Origin of the sequence: Limnohabitans sp. WS1, from assembly GCF_003063265.1 — a bacterium.
Taxonomy (GTDB): domain Bacteria; phylum Pseudomonadota; class Gammaproteobacteria; order Burkholderiales; family Burkholderiaceae_C; genus Limnohabitans_A.
On record NZ_NERU01000007.1, the window covers coordinates 51577 to 71072 of the forward strand.

The 19496-nt window shown below is 58.4% G+C and carries 19 protein-coding genes; 3 read left to right on the forward strand and 16 right to left on the reverse strand.

The annotated features are described in order from the left end of the window. Positions 1–34: 34 nt before the first annotated feature. From B9Z48_RS10560 to B9Z48_RS10610, 11 genes are all read right to left on the reverse strand, one after another. Positions 35–619, reverse strand: coding sequence for a YqiA/YcfP family alpha/beta fold hydrolase (locus B9Z48_RS10560; protein WP_108378279.1), 585 nt, complete (start codon positions 617–619; stop codon positions 35–37). Between the two features lie 6 nt (positions 620–625). After that, complete coding sequence (locus tag B9Z48_RS10565) at positions 626–2494, reverse strand: potassium transporter Kup (RefSeq protein ID WP_194944846.1); 1869 nt, start codon at positions 2492–2494, stop codon at positions 626–628. A gap of 112 nt (positions 2495–2606) precedes the next feature. Beyond that, positions 2607–3902 carry a glutamate--cysteine ligase gene (gene gshA, locus B9Z48_RS10570; RefSeq protein WP_089962366.1) on the reverse strand — a complete coding sequence of 432 codons (1296 nt, stop codon included), beginning with the start codon at positions 3900–3902 and terminating at the stop codon, positions 2607–2609. 96 nt (positions 3903–3998) lie between these two features. Continuing rightward, on the reverse strand, positions 3999–5279 hold the full coding sequence (locus B9Z48_RS10575; RefSeq protein WP_108378281.1) for a glutamate-5-semialdehyde dehydrogenase: 1281 nt from the start codon (positions 5277–5279) through the stop codon (positions 3999–4001). A gap of 29 nt (positions 5280–5308) precedes the next feature. Next, positions 5309–6361 carry a DNA polymerase III subunit delta gene (gene holA, locus B9Z48_RS10580; RefSeq protein WP_108378419.1) on the reverse strand — a complete coding sequence of 351 codons (1053 nt, stop codon included), beginning with the start codon at positions 6359–6361 and terminating at the stop codon, positions 5309–5311. Positions 6362–6371: 10 nt separating this feature from the next. Then, positions 6372–6908 (reverse strand): LPS assembly lipoprotein LptE, encoded by a 537-nt coding sequence (gene lptE, locus B9Z48_RS10585; RefSeq protein ID WP_108378283.1) that lies wholly within the window; start codon positions 6906–6908, stop codon positions 6372–6374. A gap of 30 nt (positions 6909–6938) precedes the next feature. Beyond that, positions 6939–9656, reverse strand: coding sequence for a leucine--tRNA ligase (gene leuS, locus B9Z48_RS10590; RefSeq protein ID WP_108378285.1), 2718 nt, complete (start codon positions 9654–9656; stop codon positions 6939–6941). A 71-nt stretch (positions 9657–9727) separates the two neighbouring features. Further along, complete coding sequence (locus tag B9Z48_RS10595) at positions 9728–10147, reverse strand: biopolymer transporter ExbD (RefSeq protein ID WP_089962184.1); 420 nt, start codon at positions 10145–10147, stop codon at positions 9728–9730. Between the two features lie 4 nt (positions 10148–10151). After that, positions 10152–10799, reverse strand: coding sequence for a MotA/TolQ/ExbB proton channel family protein (locus tag B9Z48_RS10600; protein WP_089962188.1), 648 nt, complete (start codon positions 10797–10799; stop codon positions 10152–10154). A gap of 25 nt (positions 10800–10824) precedes the next feature. Next, positions 10825–11640 carry a 4-hydroxy-tetrahydrodipicolinate reductase gene (gene dapB, locus B9Z48_RS10605; protein ID WP_108378287.1) on the reverse strand — a complete coding sequence of 272 codons (816 nt, stop codon included), beginning with the start codon at positions 11638–11640 and terminating at the stop codon, positions 10825–10827. 63 nt (positions 11641–11703) lie between these two features. Beyond that, positions 11704–12234: an outer membrane protein assembly factor BamE gene (locus tag B9Z48_RS10610; protein WP_233261091.1), complete on the reverse strand. Its 531-nt coding sequence runs from the start codon at positions 12232–12234 to the stop codon at positions 11704–11706. A gap of 96 nt (positions 12235–12330) precedes the next feature. Between B9Z48_RS10610 and fur the strand changes: the two genes are divergently transcribed. Then, positions 12331–12762, forward strand: coding sequence for a ferric iron uptake transcriptional regulator (gene fur, locus B9Z48_RS10615; protein WP_089962198.1), 432 nt, complete (start codon positions 12331–12333; stop codon positions 12760–12762). Between the two features lie 24 nt (positions 12763–12786). Here the strand turns inward: fur and hprK are convergent, their stop codons facing one another. The 4 genes from hprK to B9Z48_RS10635 form a co-directional block, all read right to left on the reverse strand. Then, on the reverse strand, positions 12787–13728 hold the full coding sequence (hprK, locus tag B9Z48_RS10620; protein WP_089962201.1) for an HPr(Ser) kinase/phosphatase: 942 nt from the start codon (positions 13726–13728) through the stop codon (positions 12787–12789). Between the two features lie 28 nt (positions 13729–13756). After that, a complete protein-coding gene (locus B9Z48_RS10625) occupies positions 13757–14224 on the reverse strand; it encodes a PTS sugar transporter subunit IIA (protein WP_089962204.1) in 468 nt (155 codons plus the stop codon). Between the two features lie 149 nt (positions 14225–14373). Next, complete coding sequence (gene raiA / locus B9Z48_RS10630; protein WP_089962207.1) at positions 14374–14703, reverse strand: ribosome-associated translation inhibitor RaiA; 330 nt, start codon at positions 14701–14703, stop codon at positions 14374–14376. A 261-nt stretch (positions 14704–14964) separates the two neighbouring features. Beyond that, positions 14965–16188, reverse strand: coding sequence for an MFS transporter (locus tag B9Z48_RS10635; RefSeq protein WP_089962210.1), 1224 nt, complete (start codon positions 16186–16188; stop codon positions 14965–14967). 92 nt (positions 16189–16280) lie between these two features. Between B9Z48_RS10635 and B9Z48_RS10640 the strand changes: the two genes are divergently transcribed. Further along, the gene (locus B9Z48_RS10640; protein ID WP_108378291.1) at positions 16281–17531 is read left to right on the forward strand and encodes a patatin-like phospholipase family protein; all 1251 of its coding nucleotides are present in this window, start codon (positions 16281–16283) and stop codon (positions 17529–17531) included. A 157-nt stretch (positions 17532–17688) separates the two neighbouring features. Next, a complete protein-coding gene (corA, locus tag B9Z48_RS10645; RefSeq protein ID WP_089962218.1) occupies positions 17689–18675 on the forward strand; it encodes a magnesium/cobalt transporter CorA in 987 nt (328 codons plus the stop codon). Between the two features lie 7 nt (positions 18676–18682). Here corA and B9Z48_RS10650 read toward each other — a convergent pair whose 3' ends face one another. After that, entirely contained in the window at positions 18683–19444 is a 762-nt protein-coding gene (locus B9Z48_RS10650; protein ID WP_089962222.1) for a 5'-methylthioadenosine/adenosylhomocysteine nucleosidase, read from the reverse strand. Between the last annotated feature and the right edge of the window lie 52 nt (positions 19445–19496).

The following is a 19496-nucleotide window of genomic DNA, read 5'->3' on the forward strand; positions in this document are numbered from 1 at the left end:
TCCCATGCCACCCGACCATTCAGCCCTCAGGGCTTCACACCAACCGCAGAAATTCAAGAATTTGCAGCAAATGGTCTTCAAAATCACTCAGAGCGTGGTCACTGCCCTCGATCAAGCACACCTGACCGGCTTGGTGACGGGCCAGCATCTCGCGCCAGTCGAGCACCTCGTCTCCCTTGGCGATCAAGGCCAGGGTTGAGGGCATGGTGGGCGGGGGCTGGCTTTCGAGCTGCACCAACTCTTGGACATAAGCAGGTTCAAAAAAAATGCTTTGCGCCGGGTCTTGCCAAACCGGGTGCTCGCCAATGTATCGCGCCAGATCTCGCGCGGGGTGCACAGCCGGGTTGATCAGCACCGCTGGGATGGACAGGTGTGCCGACAGCCATGCGGCGTAAAAGCCGCCGAGTGAAGACCCCATGACCGCCATGTGCCCGGGCGGCCAAGCGGCCGTGCCCTGCAGCAAGAGGGCAACAGCTTGCGCAGGCGAAGCGGGCAGCTGTGGACACCACCAGGTCACACCGGGGTGCAAGGTCTGCACCCGTTGGGCCATGATTTGGGCTTTGGCCGACTGCGGCGACGACCTGAAGCCGTGCAAATACAGCAGATGGGTGGTGCTCACGGGGCCTTAAATTTCAATCTTGGAGCCCAACTCGACCACCGCATTGGTGGGCAAGTTCAAAAATTCGGCCGCAGCACTGGCGTTGTGGTGCATCTGGGCAAAAAGTTTTTCACGCCAGGTGGCCATGCCGCCACCAATGGTGGGAATCACGATGTCGCGTGACAGGAAATAACTGGTCATCATCGGATCGAGTTTGTAGCCCTCTCCTTTGATTTTGCTCAGCGCAGAGGGCAGGTCAGGATTGTCTTTGAAGCCGTAATTGACAATGACTTGCCAGCATTCATGCCCCAAAGGCGTGACATCCAGGCGCTGTGCAGCGTCCACACGGGGCACCTCGTGGCTGCGCACGGTGACAAACAAATTGGTTTCGTGCAAAACCTTGTTGTGCTTGAGGTTGTGCAACAAGGCATTGGGCACAGCCCCCGTCTCGGCCGTCAAGAACACGGCCGTGCCCTCCACCCGGGTGGGCGGAGAAATGAACACCGCTTCCAGAAAATCGCCCAACTGCAAAGCATCCGTGCGCAAAGACTCGTTGAGCAGTCGACGCCCATCGTGCCATGTGAGCATGAGGGTGAACACCGCTGCGCCAATGAGCAGGGGAAACCAGCCCCCATCAAACAACTTGAACATGTTGGAAGCCCAAAACGCCAGATCAACCACAAAGAAGAAACCGGTCGCACCGATGCACAGAGCCAGTGGCAATTTCCAGGCATAGCGGATGACGAAAAATGTCAGCACCGTGGTGATCAACATGTCGGTGCACACCGCGATGCCGTAAGCAGCAGCCAAATTGCTCGACGACTTGAACATGACCACCGCCAGCACGATGGCCACAAACAGGCCCCAATTGACAAAGGGCATGTAAATTTGCCCTGTATCGGTCTCGCTGGTGTGCAGCACCTGCAAGCGCGGCAAATAACCCAATTGAATGACCTGTTTGGTCACACTGAAAGCCCCTGAAATCAGCGCCTGCGATGCAATCACCGTGGCCATGGTGGCCAAACCCACCAGTGGCAGCAAGGCCCATTCGGGAGCCATCATGTAAAACGGGTTTTTGACCGCTTCAGGTTCGGCCAGAAGCAACGCGCCTTGACCAAAATAGTTCAGAGTCAAACAAGGCATGACCACACTGAACCAAGCCAGGCGAATCGGTTTTTTACCGAAATGGCCCATGTCGGCATACAAGGCTTCGCCCCCGGTCACACACAAGACCACCGCGCCCAAAATGATGAAGGTGGTGCCCGGCTCATTCCACATGAAACCCAGCGCATAGTGGGGGCTGATGGCGAACAAGATCTCGGGGCGCTGCACGATGTGCGACACGCCCAAGACCGCGATGGCAAGAAACCAGACCAGCGTGATCGGACCGAAGAATTTGCCAATGCCCGCCGTGCCCCGCTTTTGCACCCAAAACAGCAGGAACAAGATGACCAGCGTGAGGGGGATCACCGCCTTTTTGAAGGTCGGGGAGATGATCTCCAAGCCTTCAACGGCCGACAACACCGAGATGGCGGGTGTGATGACCCCGTCACCATAAAAAAGACAGGTTCCAAAAATGCCGACGATCAACAGCACTTTGCGCAATTGCGGTTTGTCTTTGACCGATTGCGAAGCAAGCGCCAACATGGCCACCAGCCCCCCTTCGCCGTGGTTGTCGGCACGCAGCACCAACACCACATACTTGACCGACACGATGGTGGTCAGGGTCCAAAAGAAGATGGAGAGGATGCCGTAAACATTGGCCGGCGTAAAAGGCACATGGCCGGAGCCAAAGACCTCTTTCATCGCATACAGCACACTGGTGCCGATGTCGCCATACACCACGCCAATGGCGCCCAAGGTCAATGCGACAAGTGAAGAACGGGTAGTGGACACAGGCAGGGGCCTGGGTATAAGCAGGCCTGATGACAAACAAGCTGGCTATTTTGCGCCCGATTCGAGCCCTGTGTCACCGTTCATTTTGTGATTTTGTTGCAGTGCAACAACTTCAGTCGTACACCTCGGCCTCAGGGTCGGTCGCTTCCAGCTCATAGCTGGCTGCCAACATGGCCAGGCGGCCGATGACGCCATACATGTAAAAGCGGTTGGGCACGCTGGCCCCAGGCTTGACGCCCGGTTGGGGCAAATGCGGGCTTTCGGCAAAGGCCAAAGGCACAAAGCTGGCACCCGGGGCATTCAGATTTTCGTCCACACCGCGCTCGGCATGCACCCGGTAAAAACCGCCCACCACATAGCGGTCCATCATGTAAACCACGGGCTCGGCCACAGCGTCATTGATGCGCTCATTGGTCAGCACGCCCTCTTGGATGATCACGTCGTTGACGGTCTGACCGTCCTTGATGACGTTCATCTTGTTGCGCGTCTTGCGGTTGAGTTGGTCCAGATCGGACACATCGCGCACGGTCATGATGCCCATGCCATAGGTGCCGTTGTCGGCCTTGACCACCACAAACGGCTTTTCGTTGATGCCGTATTCCTTGTATTTGCGCTTGATCTTGGTGAGCAACGCGTCCACATTGCTGCGCAGGCATTCCATGCCCGTGCCTTCGGCAAAGTTCACATCACCACACTGACTGAACATGGGGTTGATCAGCCAGGGATCGATGCCCAGCAGCTTGCCAAAACGCTTGGCCACTTCTTCGTAGCTCTGGAAATGTTTGGTCTTGCGGCGCACGCTCCAGCCGGCGTGCAGGGGCGGCAGCAAGAATTGCTCGTGCAGCTCTTCCAGAATGCCGGGGGCACCGGCCGACAGGTCGTTGTTGAGCAAGATGGTGCAGGGGTCAAAGTCCTTGAGGCCCAGGCGGTGCTTGGTGCGCACCACGGGCTCGAGGGTCACGCTCTCGCCGTTGGGCAACTCAATGACCGTGGTTTCCTTGATTTCGGGGTTGATCGAGCCCAAGCGCACATTCAAACCGGCCATGTGGAAGATGCGCTGCAACTGCGCCACATTGGTCAGGTAAAAGGTGTTGCGGGTGTGGTTTTCGGGAATGATCAGGAGGTTTTTGGCCTCGGGACAGATCTTTTCGATGGCGGCTTGGGCGGCCTGCACGGCCAAGGGCAACATCTCGGGTGTCAGGTTGTTCCAGCCACCGGGGTAAAGATTGGTGTCCACGGGTGCGAGCTTGAAGCCGGCATTGCGGATGTCCACCGAGGTGTAGAACGGGGGCGTGTGCTCCATCCACTCCAGACGGAACCAGCGCTCAATGGCGGGCATGGAGTCGAGAATGCGCTGCTCGAGCTCATTGATAGGGCCGGTCAGGGCGGTGACGAGATGAGGAACCATGGACTTGCCTTCGATGAACCAGAAAATCAAAGTGATGATATGGGGACGTTCTGGCGCATTGCAAGCGCCAAGCGGACAACCGTCCCCCGGGTGTGATCAGCCACGCACTTCACCCTCGCCGAGCACCACGTACTTGAGCGAGGTCAGGCCCTCGATGCCCACCGGGCCCCGGGCGTGAAACTTGTCGGTGCTGATGCCAATTTCGGCACCCAGCCCGTACTCAAAGCCATCGGCAAAGCGGGTGCTGGCGTTGACCATGACACTGGCCGAATCCACCTCACGCAAAAAGCGCTGAGCGTGCATGTGGTCGCGGGTCAGGATGGCGTCGGTGTGGTGGCTGCTGAAGTGGTTGATGTGGGCAATCGCCTCATCCACCCCCTCAAGCACCTTGATGCTGATGATGGGTGCGAGGTATTCCTCGAACCAGTCCTGCTCGGTCGCGTCTTTCAAATTGGCCCCGGCGACCTGGCTCAAAATGGCTTTGGCCTTGGGGCAGCAACGCATTTCCACGCCTTTGGCCGCATAAATCGCGCCGATTTTGGGCAAGAATTCGGCCGCGACACCCCGCGCCACCAACAGGCTTTCGCTGGCGTTGCAAGGGCTGTACTTTTGGGTTTTGGCGTTGTCGGCCACTTTGACGGCCATGTCGATGTCGCAGGGATCGTCCACATAGGTGTGGCAATTGCCGTCCAGGTGTTTGATCACGGGCACCTTGGCTTCGGCGCTGATGCGCTCGATCAGGCCCTTGCCGCCACGCGGGATGACCACATCCACGTATTGCGGCATGGTGATGAGCTGACCCACGGCGGCGCGGTCGGTGGTTTGCACCAGCTGCACCGCGTTGACGGGCAAGCCACTCTCGGTCAGGGCTTGCTGCACCAGCTTGGCCAAGGCCTTGTTCGATTCAATCGCCTCGGAGCCGCCGCGCAAGATGCAGGCATTGCCGCTTTTGATGGACAGGCTGGCCGCTTCGATGGTCACATTGGGGCGGCTCTCAAAAATCATGCCAAACACGCCAATGGGCACCCGCATTTGACCGACACGGATGCCACTGGGCACCTGCTTCATGCCGATGATTTCGCCGATCACATCGGGCATGGCGGCCAGCTGTTCGCAACCCTGGGCGCAGGTTTCCAGCACTTTGGGGCTCAATTTCAGACGGTCCACCATGGGCTCCGCCAAGCCAGCAGTGCGGGCACGTTCCAAGTCTTTGGCATTGTCCAGTTGCAAGGCGTCGGTGTTCTCGCGCAGCAAGGCGGCCAGATGACGCAAAGCCTTGTTTTTGATGGCGGCAGAGGCCCGGGCCATCTGGCTTGAGGCTGTTTTGGCTTGCAGGCCCAAGGCCTGCACATGTTCAACGGTATTCAATTCGGTCATGCACGCATTTTCGCAGATGCAAACGTGGCTCAGCGAACGATGCAAAAGCGTGAAAAACGCACGGCCAATCGCTGCAGGGCTTGCCAAGGGTCGGTCGGCCAATCGGGCACTTTGAGGCCTTTGACAATGCCGTCCACTTGGTGGGCCGCTTGCAGCAGGCCATGCAGCCGTGCCGCGCTCATGGTGGGCAGCACGCGCTCAAACAAACGGTCCCGCGGACTCCACACCCTGTGTTCACGCAAAGCCATGGGCATGGGTTTGCCTTGGGCAATGGCGTCTTTGACGCGTTTCATGGCACGGATGTCTTCGGCAATGGTGTAGTGCACCAGCACAGCGGCTTCGCCCTCGGCCTGCAAGCCATCGAGCATGCGCTGCACCCGGGCCACCTGACCCGACAAAACCGATTCAGACAACTTGAACACATCGTAGCGGGCCACATTGACCACCGCCGACTCAACCTGCGCTTGGGTGAGTTCACCCTGCGGGTAGAGCAGGCCCAGTTTCTGGATTTCCTGGTGTGCAGCCAGCAAATTGCCTTCGACACGATCGGCAAAAAACTGCAAAGTCCGCTGGCCGGCCTCTCCCGCCAAGACGCGCTGGCCTTGGCCTTGCAATCGCTGGGCAATCCATTGGGGCAAAGCATTGCGCTCTATCGGGTCAATCGTGACCAACACCCCCAAGTTTTCCAAAGCACCGAACCAAGCCCCTTTGCGTGTGGCGGCATCCAGGCGGGGCAACAAAACCAGGGTCAAGGTCGAATCATTGTCTTGTGTCGATACAGCCAATTGCTGCAGTGCCGTGCTGCCCTCTTTGCCAGGTTTACCCGTGGGAATGCGCACTTCCACGATTTGTTTGTCGGCAAATAGGCTGAGCGACCCGCCTGCAGCCAGCACCTCGCTCCAGTCAAAATGGGCCCCAGACACGGTGTGCACACTGCGCTCGGTATAGCCCTGAGCGCGGGCGGTGGCGCGAATGGCGTCGGCCGCCTCTTGTTGCATCAATGGCTCGTCGCCATGGAGCACATACAGGCTGCGCAAGCCTTTTTGCAAGTGCGCAGAAAGTTGGGAGTACGCCAGTTGCATGGGGTGCAAATCAGGGCTTGGACAAGGGGGTGGCGAGCGACTTGACAGCGGCCAATCGGCGCATGATTTGCTGCACGATGTCCGACTGCATGTCGCGGTACATCATGCCCTGTTCGATTTCCTTGGACAGTGCAGCGGTCTCGGTGAAGCTCAGGTCGCGCTGCTGGGCCAACTCCACCGGCTCAATGAGGCTCACCCCCTGGGGCGTGCGCAGGCGAAACTTCACTTTCAAACGCAATTGCAATTCACGCACTTGCCCCGAGGTGTTCACACCCACCACCACTTGTTGGCGGTCTTCGCTCAAGATGTCCAGCACCGCATCGGCCCGCAACATCTGGGGCGGATCATTCCACAGCTCAATGCGGCCTGTGCCCAGTAAATTTCGCCGCAACTCGACCCCCAAGGAGGAGGTGCTTGAAAAATTGGCATAAAGGGTTTTGAACGGGTAATCAGCGGCACCGCGCAGCTGAAACCCACACGCCGACAGGCCTGCCGTGAGGGGCAGTCCCAGCATGACCCGAAGGCAAAGTCGGCGCGAAGTGCTCATGGGGCGTGTGCATCCATCCGGTGCGTGCGCTCAAATCACCACGTTGACCAAGCGGCCCGGCACCACAATCACCTTTTTGGGCGCGGCACCTGCGGCCTGCTTGACAAAGGCTTCGTTGGCCAAGGCAGCGGCTTCGATCTGGGCCTTGTCGGCGCTGGCAGGCACCAGGATGGAACCGCGCAGCTTGCCGTTGATTTGCAGCATCAGCTCGATCTGGTCGCGCTCCAAAGCCGACTCGTCCACGGTGGGCCAAGGCGCATCGAGCAACTCGCCTGCAGCTTGGGCAAAACCCAGTTGCTGCCAGATTTCATCGGTGATGTGCGGGCAAGCGGGGTAGAGCATGCGCGTCAAGAGCGAGACGCCTTCGCACAGGGCGGCGGTATCTCCTGCACTGCCATCGGGCTTGAAGTCTTCCAGCGCGTTGAGCAGCTTCATGCAACCAGACACCACGGTGTTGTATTGCATGCGCTCGTAGTCATAACCCACTTGCTTGAGCACCAAGTGCATTTCGCGGCGCAAGGCCTTGGCCGAATCGCCCAAAGCGGCTTGGCTCAGGTCTTGGCTGGTGGCCGAGCGCAGCAATTCGTGGTGCTTGAACGCGAAGTTCCAGACCCGGCGCAAGAAACGGTAGCTGCCTTCGACGGCCGAGTCATTCCACTCCAGCGTGACTTCGGGCGGCGCGGTGAACATGGTGTACAGACGCGCCGTGTCAGCGCCGTAGCGCTCGATCAGGTCCTGCGGGTCCACGCCGTTGTTTTTCGACTTGGACATGGTGCCCACGCCCTCGTAGTCGATGGCCGTTCCCACGGGCAAGCGGCCATCGCCGCTGTCGGCTTCGTTCTTGAGCTTGGCGCCCACCACTTTGCCGGTCTCGTCGAGCACATGCTCGACATCGTGCGGCCAGAAGTAATCCTTGCCGCCTTTGGCGGTGCGGCGAGAGTAGATGTGGTTGAGCACCATACCCTGTGTGAGCAGCTTGCTGAAGGGCTCGTCCACCTTGACCAGGCCCAGGTCGCGCATGACCTTGGTCCAGAAGCGGGCGTACAAGAGGTGCAGGATGGCGTGCTCGATGCCGCCAATGTACTGGTCCATGCCGCTGCCACCAGTGGCATTGTTCTGGTCCCGCATCCAATAGTCCGCACCCTCTGCCACCATCTTCTCGGTGTTGGTCGGGTCGCAGTAGCGCATAAAGTACCAAGACGAATCCACAAAGGTGTCCATGGTGTCGGTCTCGCGGCGGGCCGCTTTGCCGCACACGGGGCAAGTTACGCCTGCGTGGAAACCTTCGTGCTTGTGCAGCGGGTTGCCCGAGCCGTCGGGAATGCAGTCTTGCGGCAGCACCACGGGCAGGTCTTTTTCGGGCACCGGCACCGCGCCGTGCTCCTCGCAATGGATGATCGGGATCGGCGTGCCCCAGTAGCGCTGACGGCTCACGCCCCAGTCGCGCAGACGCCAGGTGGTTTTTTTCTCGCCCAAGCCTTTGGCGGCGAGCAACTCGGCGACTTTGCTCACAGCGGTTTTTTGCGTCAAACCGTCGAGTTCGCCGGAGTTGATGCAGACGCAGCTTTGCTTGTCACCATACCAGTCCTGCCAGACGGTGGCGTCGAAGGCCTGGTCCTTGACGGACACGACCTGCTGTATCGGCAGCGCGTACTTGAGCGCAAACGCAAAGTCACGCTCGTCGTGCGCAGGCACGCCCATCACGGCGCCATCGCCGTAACTCATGAGCACGTAGTTGCCAACCCACACTTCAACTTGTGCACCGGTCAGTGGGTGCGTCACGAACAGACCCGTGGCCATGCCCTTTTTCTCTTGGGTGGCCATTTCGGCCTCGGTCGTGCCGCCGCTCTTGCACTCTTCCAAAAACGCTGCCAAAGCAGGGTTGCTGGCCGCGGCATGCAGCGCCAGCGGGTGTTCTGCAGCCACAGCGCAGAAGGTCACACCCATGATGGTGTCGGCGCGGGTGGTGAACACGTACATCTTGCCGTCGCCGATCAAAGCGCCATCGGCACCTGTGATGGTGTGCGGGAATGCAAAGCGCACGCCTTCGCTCTTGCCGATCCAGTTTTCCTGCATCAGGCGCACTTTGTCCGGCCAGCCGTTCAGCGTGGCTTTGTCGTTGCCGATCTGCACATGGTCCAACAGCTCTTGCGCGTAAGCGGTGATGTTCAGGTAATAACCGGGGATCTCGCGCTTTTCAACCGGAGCGCCCGTGCGCCAACCTTTGCCGTCAATGACCTGTTCGTTGGCCAGCACGGTCTGGTCCACCGGGTCCCAGTTCACGACTTGGGTCTTGCGGTAGGCGATGCCTTTTTCCAGCATCTTCAAGAACAGCCACTGGTTCCACTTGTAATAGGTCGGGTCGCAGGTGGCGACTTCGCGTGACCAGTCGATGGCCAGGCCCATGGCCTGCATCTGCTTTTTCATGTACGCGATGTTCTCGTACGTCCATTTGGCCGGGGGCACGCCGTTCTTCAAAGCAGCGTTTTCGGCGGGCAGACCAAACGCATCCCAGCCCATGGGCATCAGGACATTGAAACCCTTCATGCGCAGGCTGCGCGTGAGCATGTCGTTGATGGTGTAGTTGCGCACATGGCCCATGTGCAGCTTGCCGCTGGGGTAAGGCAACATGGAGCAGGCGTAGAACTTCTTTTTGCTGGCGTCTTCGGTGACGCGGTAGGCATCGCGGGCGGTCCAGCGGGATTGCGCAGCGGGTTCGACTTCGAGGTGGTTGTACTTGTCTTGCATAGGGCTAAATTGTAGGGCTTGGGCGGTGGCGATCCCGCACACCTGACCGTCAGGGTGACCCGGCAGCAAACTCAGGGTGAAACCACCTGGGCCACAAAGCCAATTCGGCTCAAGCCCGCTTTTTGGGCCAGCCCCATGGCCTCGACCACGCGGCCATAAGGCACGGATGCATCGGCCCGAAGCTCTAGCTCGGTCAGGGGATTGCGCTGCGCGGCTGCCCGCAGTTTCAGACGCAATGCGTCGGCAGTGATGACTTGGTCGTTCATGAACATCACCCCTTGGGCATTCACCACCAAGGCCATCGACTGTGGGGCAGCACCCGGCTCACCCGCTTCACTGCTGGGCAAGTCCAGTCGTATGGCACTGCTCATCAAAGGAGCCGTGACGATGAAAATCACCAGCAAAACCAACATCACGTCCACCAAAGGCGTGACATTGATCTCGCTCATGGGCTGATCGGCTTTGTGTGCAGACAGGCGACCAAATGCCATGTTTTCAGCCCGGGGCCTTGTCGGACAACAGTGCGCGAAGATCGTGCGCAAAACCTTCAAGCTCGGCCTCGATCTGACCAATGCGTCGGCCCAGCACGTTGTAGCCCAGCACGGCAGGAATGGCCACCGCCAGGCCGGCAGCGGTCATGATCAGGGCCTCGCCCACAGGGCCGGCCACTTTGTCAATGGTCAAAGCCCCTCCTTCGGCCATGCCGGTCAAGGCATTGAAGATGCCCCAAACCGTTCCCAGCAAGCCCATAAAAGGGGAAATGGACCCCGCTGTGGCCAACAACACCTGGCCCCATTGCAGACGACGCAACACCGTTTGCATGGCGTCCCGCAACACCCGGGTCAATTGGGGGTGGCGTTCGCCCGCCGAGGCCAAAGTTCCGCCCAAGGGCTCCAGGGTGGACTCGAGCAAGGGCAACACACAGGCGTCGCGGTCAAATTGAGCCACCCTTTGTCGGGCATCCTCAAAACCCGTGGACTGCCAAAACGCAGCCACACTGCGAGGAACATCCTGAGCTACTCGGGACAACAAGCGCCACTTCCAGACCATGACCACCCAACTGCCGACCGACAGCGCCAACAACAAAAGCGCCAACACCCGACTGAGCACATCGCTGTGCAACAAAAAGTCGTTCAGGTTCATGGCAACTTTTGATCTGACAGGCAGATCAACGCAGATTTAAGACGTCGAACATGTCAAACAAGCCCCGTTCCTGCCCTGCCAAAAAGCGAACGGCACGCAAACTGCCTTGCGCATAGGTCGATCGACTGGAGGATTTGTGCGTGACCTCAATGCGCTCACCAATGCCCGCAAAAAGCACCGTGTGGTCACCCACAATGTCCCCGCCGCGAATGGTGGAAAAACCGATGGTGGAAGGATCGCGCTCACCGGTATGGCCATAGCGCTCATAAACCGCGCACTCCTTGAGATCCCGGCCAATGGCTTGGGCAATCACCTCACCCATTTTGAGGGCTGTGCCCGAAGGGGCATCGACCTTGTGGCGATGGTGAGCTTCGATGATCTCGATGTCGTAACCGGTGGACATGGCCTGAGCGGCCATTTGCAGCAATTTCAAAGTCACGTTCACCCCCACGCTCATGTTGGGGGCCATGACAATGGCCATGTCTTTGGCCAATTCAGCGATCTCGGCCTTTTGTGCCTCACTGAAGCCTGTGGTTCCAATCACCGCCTTGACCCCGAGTTCACGACAAACCTGAAGGTGTGCCAGCGTGCCTTCGGGGCGTGTGAAATCAATCAAACAGGACGAGCCGCTCAGACCTTGGCGCAAATCAGCGGTCACGGCCGTGCCCGTGACCTGGCCCAAAGAGGCCCCTGCATCCAGACCCAAGGCGGGGCTTGACGCCATGTCCAGCGCACCGGCCAGCCGACAATCATCAGAGGCCAAGATGGCCTCGATCAGCATCTGCCCCATGCGGCCCGAAGCACCGGCAACCGTGATTGGCAATAAATTCAAAGAGGTCATGACTTCAAAACAAGTGAATCTGAAAAAAGAACCGCGCCCAAGCGGTGACTTGGGCTGCGCCACTCAGCGAAGAGCGGGCTCCAAAGGCGGGTATTGGCTGGGCAGAGCAGCTGGCGGCCGCACAGTGTCCATGACAGGCTTGGGTGCCTCAAACTTCTTCAAGGCCTCTTCTGTGGCTTCTAAAACGGGCACCTTGACATTGGCCCTGGGGCCGGCCAATCGACCTGCGAACTCCGACTCGCTGGGCAGCACATCGCTGTCCACTTGTTCAAGCACATCGCCTTTGAAATACACCGTCAGTCTGAAGTTTTGAGCAGGGACACCTTGGCGCTCAATGCTGAACGCATAGTCCCAACGGTCGGCATGAAACAAACTGGCGATCAATGGCGTGCCCAGAATGTCCCGCACCTGCGCACGCTGCATTCCGGGGCGCAGCGCCTGACGTTGCTCTTTGGAGACGAAATTGCCTTGCACCACCTCGGGCACATAAGGCTTGAAAGTGTCGCGGTTGATGTTGCCGGAAAGACCGCCACAAGCGCTCAAACCCACGCTCAAAAAAAGCGCAACAAGAAGAGCAGGTGTGCGAAATGTCATGGAGGCTGTCATGGTTGTGGGCGTACCGATATGATCAGATCATTGTAGCGGCAGCTTTGCACAGCCACGGCAAGCCCTGACCGAACCCTTGAAACCATGAGCCACATCGAAGAACTCAAAAGCAACGGCCTCAAAGCCACTCTGCCCCGCTTGAAAATTCTGGAAGTTTTTCAAAGCGCCCAAATGCGCCACATGACGGCCGAAGATGTGTTTCGTCATTTGCTCCAAGACAACGCCGATATTGGCTTGGCCACGGTTTACCGGGTATTGACCCAATTTGAGCAAGCAGGCATTTTGAGCCGGAACCACTTCGAAAGTGGCAAAGCTGTTTATGAACTCAATGAAGGACAACACCACGACCACATGGTGTGTCTTGATTGCGGTCGGGTTGAGGAGTTTTTTGACCCTGAAATCGAGTCGCGCCAACAAGCCGTTGCACAAGCCAAAGGTTTTGTGATTGCGGACCATGCACTGAGCCTGTATGCCCACTGCATTCAAAACCCCTGCCCTCACCGCAGCCCGGGATGATGAACAGTCAGCCGCCGGGACGCTTCATGTCATGGCGCGGCGTTGGCGTTCAATGAATTCTTGGTAGGTGTCAATACCCCGCATTTGCAAAATGGTATTGCGAACGGCAGCCTCGACCAAAACCGCAATGTTGCGACCTGCCACCACCTGAATCACCACCTTGCGCACCGGAATGCCCAGCACGTCCTGGGTCAAGGGCTCTGATGGCAAACGCTCATAGTCCCGCTCCAGGGTCTCCTTGCGCACCAAATGAACAATCAATTTGAGCCGCATCTTGCGACGCACAGCGGTTTCACCAAAAATGGCACGGATATCGAGCAGACCGATCCCTCGCACTTCCAACAGATTTTGGAGCAAATCAGGGCATCTCGCTTCGATGGTGGTCTGGTTGATGCGGTAAAGATCCACGGCATCGTCGGCCACCAAGCCATTGCCGCGCGAAATCAACTCCAGCCCCAACTCACTCTTGCCCAAACCGGACTCGCCGGTGATGAGCACACCCATGCCCAAAATGTCCATGAACACACCGTGCATGGTGGTGCGATCGGCAAAATGCTTGGACAAATAAGCCCGAAGAACATCGATCACGAACGCCGATGACTGGTCGGTCGAGAACATGGGAATTTGAGCCCGCTCGCACATGGACAGCAAGGCCTCAGGCGCTGACTGTCCATCGGCCAACACCAAGACAGGGGGCTCCAAGGTCACAATACGGGCAATGCGTCGGGCGCAATCTTCAGGGGTGGAGTTTGTCAGGTAGGCCACCTCACGCGGCCCCAAGATCTGCACCCTGTAGGGATGGATGTAATTGAGATAACCCACCAGATCGGCACCAGATCGGGCTTCTCGAACGGCCACATCGTCAAACCGACGCTCTGAAGCGCCCAGTCCCGCCAGCCATTGCCATTTCAACTTTCCCCGGTGATCTTCAAACAGAACATCGGCACTGATGACGGATGGCTTCATCGCAGCAATCTCCCTGGGGGTTGGCGCTTCAGACGGTTTGCGCTGAACGCCACTGGGCTATCAACTGGTGCAAGCCCTCTTGGGCTGAACTGTTCTTGATGTTTTCACGCAAGACAGTGTCGCTGAGCAATTCGGCGATTTCAGACAGAATTTCGAGGTGTTTTTGGGTCGCCGCTTCTGGGACCAACAAAAAAATCAACAAATTAACAGGCTGCTCGTCTGGCGCGTCAAAGCCAATGGGCTGGGCCAAACGGAACACGGCCGCCATGGGCGACTTCAGCCCCTTGATTCGACCGTGAGGAATGGCGACACCGTGACCCAAACCCGTCGAACCAAGCCGTTCACGAGCAAACAAGCTGTCGGTCACCAGTGCACGAGACAATCCATGCAGGTTCTCAAAGAGAAGTCCGGCTTCTTCAAATGCACGTTTCTTGCTGGTGGCTTCCACCCCGACAAGAACTTGGGCAACAGGCAATATGGAGGAAAGGCGATTCATGGTCGAGGCCGGATTATGCACCTGTTCAGCCCTGAGGGTCGGGATACCACGTGTCGCCGCAGTGTCTGAGTTGGACTATTCAGGCCAAAGTGGGGGCCCAAAAACAAAAAAGGGCCGCTTGCTGCGGCCCCTGTTGGCTCCAACTTCGCTTACATCATGCGCTTGGGTGCGCTGTGGTGATGCTCCGTGATGCGGTCCTTGTGCTTGACCACCTGTCGATCCAACTTGTCCACCAATTCATCAACGGCTGCATAAAGATCTTCGTGCGCACTTTCAGCAAACAAGTCGTTGCCTTTGACGTGAATATTGCATTCGGCACGTTGGCGTTTTTCTTTTTCTTTCTGATTCTCAATGCTCAGCAGCACTTTGACGTCGACCACCTGATCGAAATGCCGGGTGATGCGGTCGAGTTTGCCTGTGACGTACTGACGCAGCGCAGGGGTCACGTCCAGATGGTGTCCGCTGATGGTTAAATTCATAGTCGTCGCCTCCATAGATTCAGGATAGAAAAAACCCCATTGAAGCAGGGCTTCAGAACCACTTTTTCGGGTGGTTCGACTTCACTATGCGCCGCCCTGAAATGAAATGCAACAGCCTGAAAACTAAACCTGTAACGGCCGCTGGCAATGCGCCCAAAACCCCTTTTTGGTGCTATCGTTCTACTTGAAACGACACGCTCGTTTCTTCATCAAGCCCTTTGTCCTGCGCCTCATCTGGGCCCACTGCTGGCCACCAACAGCTCACACCATGGCTCTGGCTTGACTCTCGTGCAAGCGCAAGTGCCCTGCCAGCCAGGCACTCATCAAGCTGGCCAATACACCCAACAAACCTGCCATCCAATACCCGGTGAGCTGACCCAGTTCATCACGGCCGATGATCAGCCCCCCCACCAGTGCCGCCAAGCCCATAGAGGCCGATTGAACCGCTGAGTTGAGGGTCATGAAGGTCCCGCGCAAGCGTGGCTCAACAGCCGAAGAGATCATGGCCATGCCCGGAATCATGCGGCCACTCATCATGGCAAACAAGCCCGTGGAGATGGCCAACAAACCCCAAAGCGGCAAGCCCTGAGAGACGGTTGTGGCCATCAGGGGCAGCGTCACCGCCAAAGCCAAGCGTTGAAACACTTTCACCTTGCCCACCCGATCTGTCAGGCGTCCGAAATACCGGGCACTGAGCAAGGTGACCGTGCCACCACACAGGTAAATCCAAGGCACTTCGTGGCTTTGCATGCCCGCATTGGACTGCAGATAAATCGTGATGTAGGGGATGACCGTAAAACCGGCAAACATCATGAGGCCCGACACGCCAAAAGCCTTGAGGTGATTGGGATGCGCCAGGACCTGGCCGATGCCACGCCACACACTCACGCGCTCTGGGTGATGCAAGTGGGCATCCAATCGGGGCAAGCTTTGCCATGCCGCCAACGCCAACAAGCCCACCAACAAGGCAATCCCGAAAAAGGGGGCGTGCCAACTCAAGTGTGTCGCCAGAAACAGGCCCAGAGGAACACCTGCCACGGTCGACACAGAAAATGAGGTCATCACCACGCTCATGGCACGCCCACGGCGCTCAAAAGGAATCACATCGGCCACCACGGTCTGTGACAGCGCCGACAACACCCCACCAAACAAACCCGCAGCCACACGCGCCACCATCAGCCAAACGTAGTCGGGGGCCAGGCCGCAAGACAGTGTGGCCAATCCAAACAAGGTGTACATGGTCAACATCAAGCGCTTGCGGCTGAAGCGGTCAATGTAGGTCGACGCCATCAGGCCAGAAAAGCCTGCCGACAAGGTGTAGGCAGAAACCAGCAAACCAAATTGGGCATTGCTGATGCCAAACAAGGCCGTGAACTGCGGCCCCATCGGCATCATGATCATGAAATCGAGAATGTGGGTGAACTGGATGCCAGCCAGCGTCAAGAGCAACCAGCGCTCGCGCCGTGGGGTCAGGTGGGGGGTCATGAAACAATGCCGGTTAATCCTCTGAATCTAACACCCATCTTCCCCCCGGCCTTGACAGCCTTTTGCAGCCTTGTTCACTCACCCCTGTTGCCATGCCCATTGACAACCTGACCGCCCACTCAGCTTCGTCGCACGCCGATCGAGCACCCACACGTCCAGACCCACGGATTTCAGCCCATGTCAATGGCCTGGTGCTGATGGGGGGTGGCGCACGCACGGCTTACCAAGCAGGTGCTCTGCAGGCGATAGGCCAACTGCTGGACCGTCAAGAAGCCCACCTTCAACGGTTTCCGTTTCAGGTCTTGGCGGGGACATCGGCTGGGGCCTTGAACGCCACATTTCTGGCCAGCAAGGCCATGGATGGCCTGGCCGGTCTGAACGATTTGGCGAATTTTTGGGCCCATATTCGAACCAGCGACGTTTACCACTTGCCCCAGACCCCTTTGGACAAACTCAGCCGTTGGGCAACAGCGCTGGGCCTGCTCAGTTCGGCACGCGAACATGCCGCTGCCATGGACAGCCTGGCCTTGGTGAACACCTTGCACAGGGCGATTGCATTGGAGCGGATCGATCAAGCCTTGCAAAAAGGGGTGTTGCAAGCCTTGGCCGTCACAGCTTCGAGCTATTCCAGCGGGGTACACTGGACTTTTTGCCAAACCCGCGATGGCCAACCCATCCCGTGGAGTCGTCCTGGAAGGCGGGCCGAGCAGCAGCCCATCACCATCGAGCACCTGATGGCATCAAGCGCCATTCCTTTCATCTTTCCGTCCACCCCGCTGTGGGTGGACGGCGGTATGGAATTTTTTGGGGATGGCTCCATGCGCCAGATTTCACCTTTGTCGGCGGCCGTGCATCTGGGCGCTGACCGTATTTTGGCCATCGGTGTGAGCCAGCCCCAAAAGGCAGGGCCAGAGATGGCGCCCCGAAGTGCTGGCCGCCCGTCGCTGGGCACCATCGCAGGGCATGCCATGGCGAGTGTGTTCCATGACACCCTGGAAGCCGATGTGGAGCAAATCACCCACATCAACCGGACGCTGCGCGTTTTACCCGACGCCTTAAGGGCACAACTGCCCCTGCGTGCGGTCGATGTTTTGACCCTGCAACCCAGTGCCTCACTGGACGCCTTGGCCCAAAAGTTTGCTCACACCCTGCCCAAACCCATTCTTCGGGTGCTGCAAGGCTTGGGGGCACTTCAGGGCAGCGGAGCGGCATTGGCCAGTTACTTGCTGTTTGAACCGGAATTTGTGGGTGCACTCATGGCCTTGGGCCGGGCGGACGTCTCGGCCCGAGCGGAGGAAATCGTGACTTTTTTGAATCCAGCACCCCATCATCCGGTGCGATAATCCGCCGATTCATTCTGGAGACCCACTGCCGTGGAAACTACCCCGAGTCGGTAGCTTTCGAACGCGCTGAGCACCCTGCCCATCGTTCGAAAGCTGCTGAAAACCCCCTTCGCCGCCCCTTTGAACTTTTGGCACCTGGCCACTTTTCGGATTCGCCATGCTCAACATCTTCACACTCGCCAATGGCCGCCTCTTTCAGGAAGAGATCGAGTCATTGGAAGAACTCTCGCGCTTCCAACCCATCTGGGTCGACCTGGAGTCGCCCACGCTCGAAGAAAAACGCTGGATCAAGCAGTACTTCGGCCTGTCCATCCCGGAAGACGCGATGGACGAAGACATCGAGGAATCGGCCCGTTTTTACGAAGAAGACAACGGCGAGCTGCACATCCGATCTGACTTTTTGATCGCCGACGAAGACGAGCCGCGCACGGTGCGCTGCGCCTTTATCCTGAACCAGCACAACGCCGAGCTGAAAAGCCAAGGCGTGCTGTTTTCCATCCACGACGAAGATGTGCCGGTGTTTCGCCTGCTGCGCATGCGTGCACGCCGCGCACCTGGCCTGATTGAAGACGCCAAGGAAGTGCTGCTGAAATTGTTTGATGCCGACGCCGAATACTCAGCGGACACGCTTGAAGGCATTTATGACCAGTTGGAAATCGCTGGCAAAAAAGTGTTGTCAGGCGATGTGACAGACGCCATGGCCGGTGAGGTCTTGGGCGCGATTGCACGGCAGGAAGACTTGAACGGCCGCATCCGACGCAATGTGATGGACACCCGCCGCGCCGTGAGCTTCATGATGCGCTCCAAAATGCTCAACGCCGAGCAATTCGAAGAAGCCCGCCAAATTCTGCGCGACATCGACTCGCTCGACTCGCACACGGCCTTTTTGTTCGACAAGATCAACTTCTTGATGGATGCCACCGTCGGCTTCATCAACATCAACCAGAACAAGATCATCAAGATTTTCTCGGTGGCCAGCGTGGCCTTGCTGCCACCCACCTTGATCGCCAGCTTGTACGGCATGAACTTCCAGTACATGCCCGAGCTGTCGCAAAAATGGGGCTACCCCTACGCCCTGGCGCTGATGGCCGCCAGCGCCGTGGTGCCCATGTGGTATTTCCGCCGCCGGGGTTGGCTCAAATAAGGCCTGCTCAAGCGGGCTGGCGACCTGTCAGCCACTGGGACAAAATCGCCAAGCTGTAACGGCTGGCCACCTCTCGGATGAAGCGCTGGAAATCGGTGTGCGCCGTGTCATCCGCCCGGTCCGAGATGGTGCGCACCGCCGCAAAGGGCACGCCGTAATCGTGGCACACCTGCGCCACCGCCGCGCCCTCCATCTCCACTGCCAAGGCCTCGGGCAAGGCCTGCCGCAACGCGTGGCTTTCGGCCGAAGTCGAAACAAAACGGTCACCACTGAGGATCAGGCCCCGATGCACCCGAGGCGCATTCAATTGAAACTCGGTCAAGGTGTCTGTGCCCAAGTGCAAGGCAGCGTCGGCCAACACCTGCTCGCTCGCTTGTGCCAGTTGGAGAGCCAAGTCGACATCGGCCGCAAAACGGGCACGGCCATACAGGGGCACCTCATGGCGTGGGAACAACGGTGATGCGTCCATGTCGTGCTGCACCAAGCCATCGGCCACCACCACATCGCCCACCCGAACCCCGGAGCCAAGCCCACCCGCCACACCCGTAAAGACCAAGGTGTCGACGCCAAATCGCTCCAGCAGCACCGTGGCTGTGGTGGCTGCGGCCACCTTGCCGATGCGCGAGAGCACCGCCACCACCGAGTGGCCTTGCCAATGGCCCACCCAAAAGTCTCGCCCGGCCACCTGCACACCTTGCTCGTCGGGCATGGCAGCCAAGACGGCAGCCAGTTCTTCGTGCATGGCGCTCATGATACCGATCACTGCCATGGATCATCCTTGTTCTGTGTTTCAAAAAAGAAAACGGCCACCTTAAAACAGG

Excerpts from the sequence above, each read along its gene's own strand:
- corA (WP_089962218.1), top strand. The coding sequence starts at position 17,689 with ATGCTCAACATCTTCACACTCGCCAATGGCCGCCTCTTTCAGGAAGAG.
- B9Z48_RS10600 (WP_089962188.1), bottom strand. The coding sequence starts at position 10,799 with ATGAACCTGAACGACTTTTTGTTGCACAGCGATGTGCTCAGTCGGGTG.
- B9Z48_RS10635 (WP_089962210.1), bottom strand. The coding sequence starts at position 16,188 with ATGACCCCCCACCTGACCCCACGGCGCGAGCGCTGGTTGCTCTTGACG.
- lptE (WP_108378283.1), bottom strand. The coding sequence starts at position 6,908 with ATGAGCACTTCGCGCCGACTTTGCCTTCGGGTCATGCTGGGACTGCCC.
- B9Z48_RS10575 (WP_108378281.1), bottom strand. The coding sequence starts at position 5,279 with ATGACCGAATTGAATACCGTTGAACATGTGCAGGCCTTGGGCCTGCAA.
- dapB (WP_108378287.1), bottom strand. The coding sequence starts at position 11,640 with ATGACCTCTTTGAATTTATTGCCAATCACGGTTGCCGGTGCTTCGGGC.
- B9Z48_RS10640 (WP_108378291.1), top strand. The coding sequence starts at position 16,281 with ATGCCCATTGACAACCTGACCGCCCACTCAGCTTCGTCGCACGCCGAT.
- holA (WP_108378419.1), bottom strand. The coding sequence starts at position 6,361 with ATGCAACTGGCGTACTCCCAACTTTCTGCGCACTTGCAAAAAGGCTTG.
- leuS (WP_108378285.1), bottom strand. The coding sequence starts at position 9,656 with ATGCAAGACAAGTACAACCACCTCGAAGTCGAACCCGCTGCGCAATCC.
- gshA (WP_089962366.1), bottom strand. The coding sequence starts at position 3,902 with ATGGTTCCTCATCTCGTCACCGCCCTGACCGGCCCTATCAATGAGCTC.
- raiA (WP_089962207.1), bottom strand. The coding sequence starts at position 14,703 with ATGAATTTAACCATCAGCGGACACCATCTGGACGTGACCCCTGCGCTG.
- B9Z48_RS10595 (WP_089962184.1), bottom strand. The coding sequence starts at position 10,147 with ATGGCATTTGGTCGCCTGTCTGCACACAAAGCCGATCAGCCCATGAGC.
- hprK (WP_089962201.1), bottom strand. The coding sequence starts at position 13,728 with ATGAAGCCATCCGTCATCAGTGCCGATGTTCTGTTTGAAGATCACCGG.
- B9Z48_RS10625 (WP_089962204.1), bottom strand. The coding sequence starts at position 14,224 with ATGAATCGCCTTTCCTCCATATTGCCTGTTGCCCAAGTTCTTGTCGGG.
- B9Z48_RS10610 (WP_233261091.1), bottom strand. The coding sequence starts at position 12,234 with ATGACATTTCGCACACCTGCTCTTCTTGTTGCGCTTTTTTTGAGCGTG.
- fur (WP_089962198.1), top strand. The coding sequence starts at position 12,331 with ATGAGCCACATCGAAGAACTCAAAAGCAACGGCCTCAAAGCCACTCTG.
- B9Z48_RS10650 (WP_089962222.1), bottom strand. The coding sequence starts at position 19,444 with ATGGCAGTGATCGGTATCATGAGCGCCATGCACGAAGAACTGGCTGCC.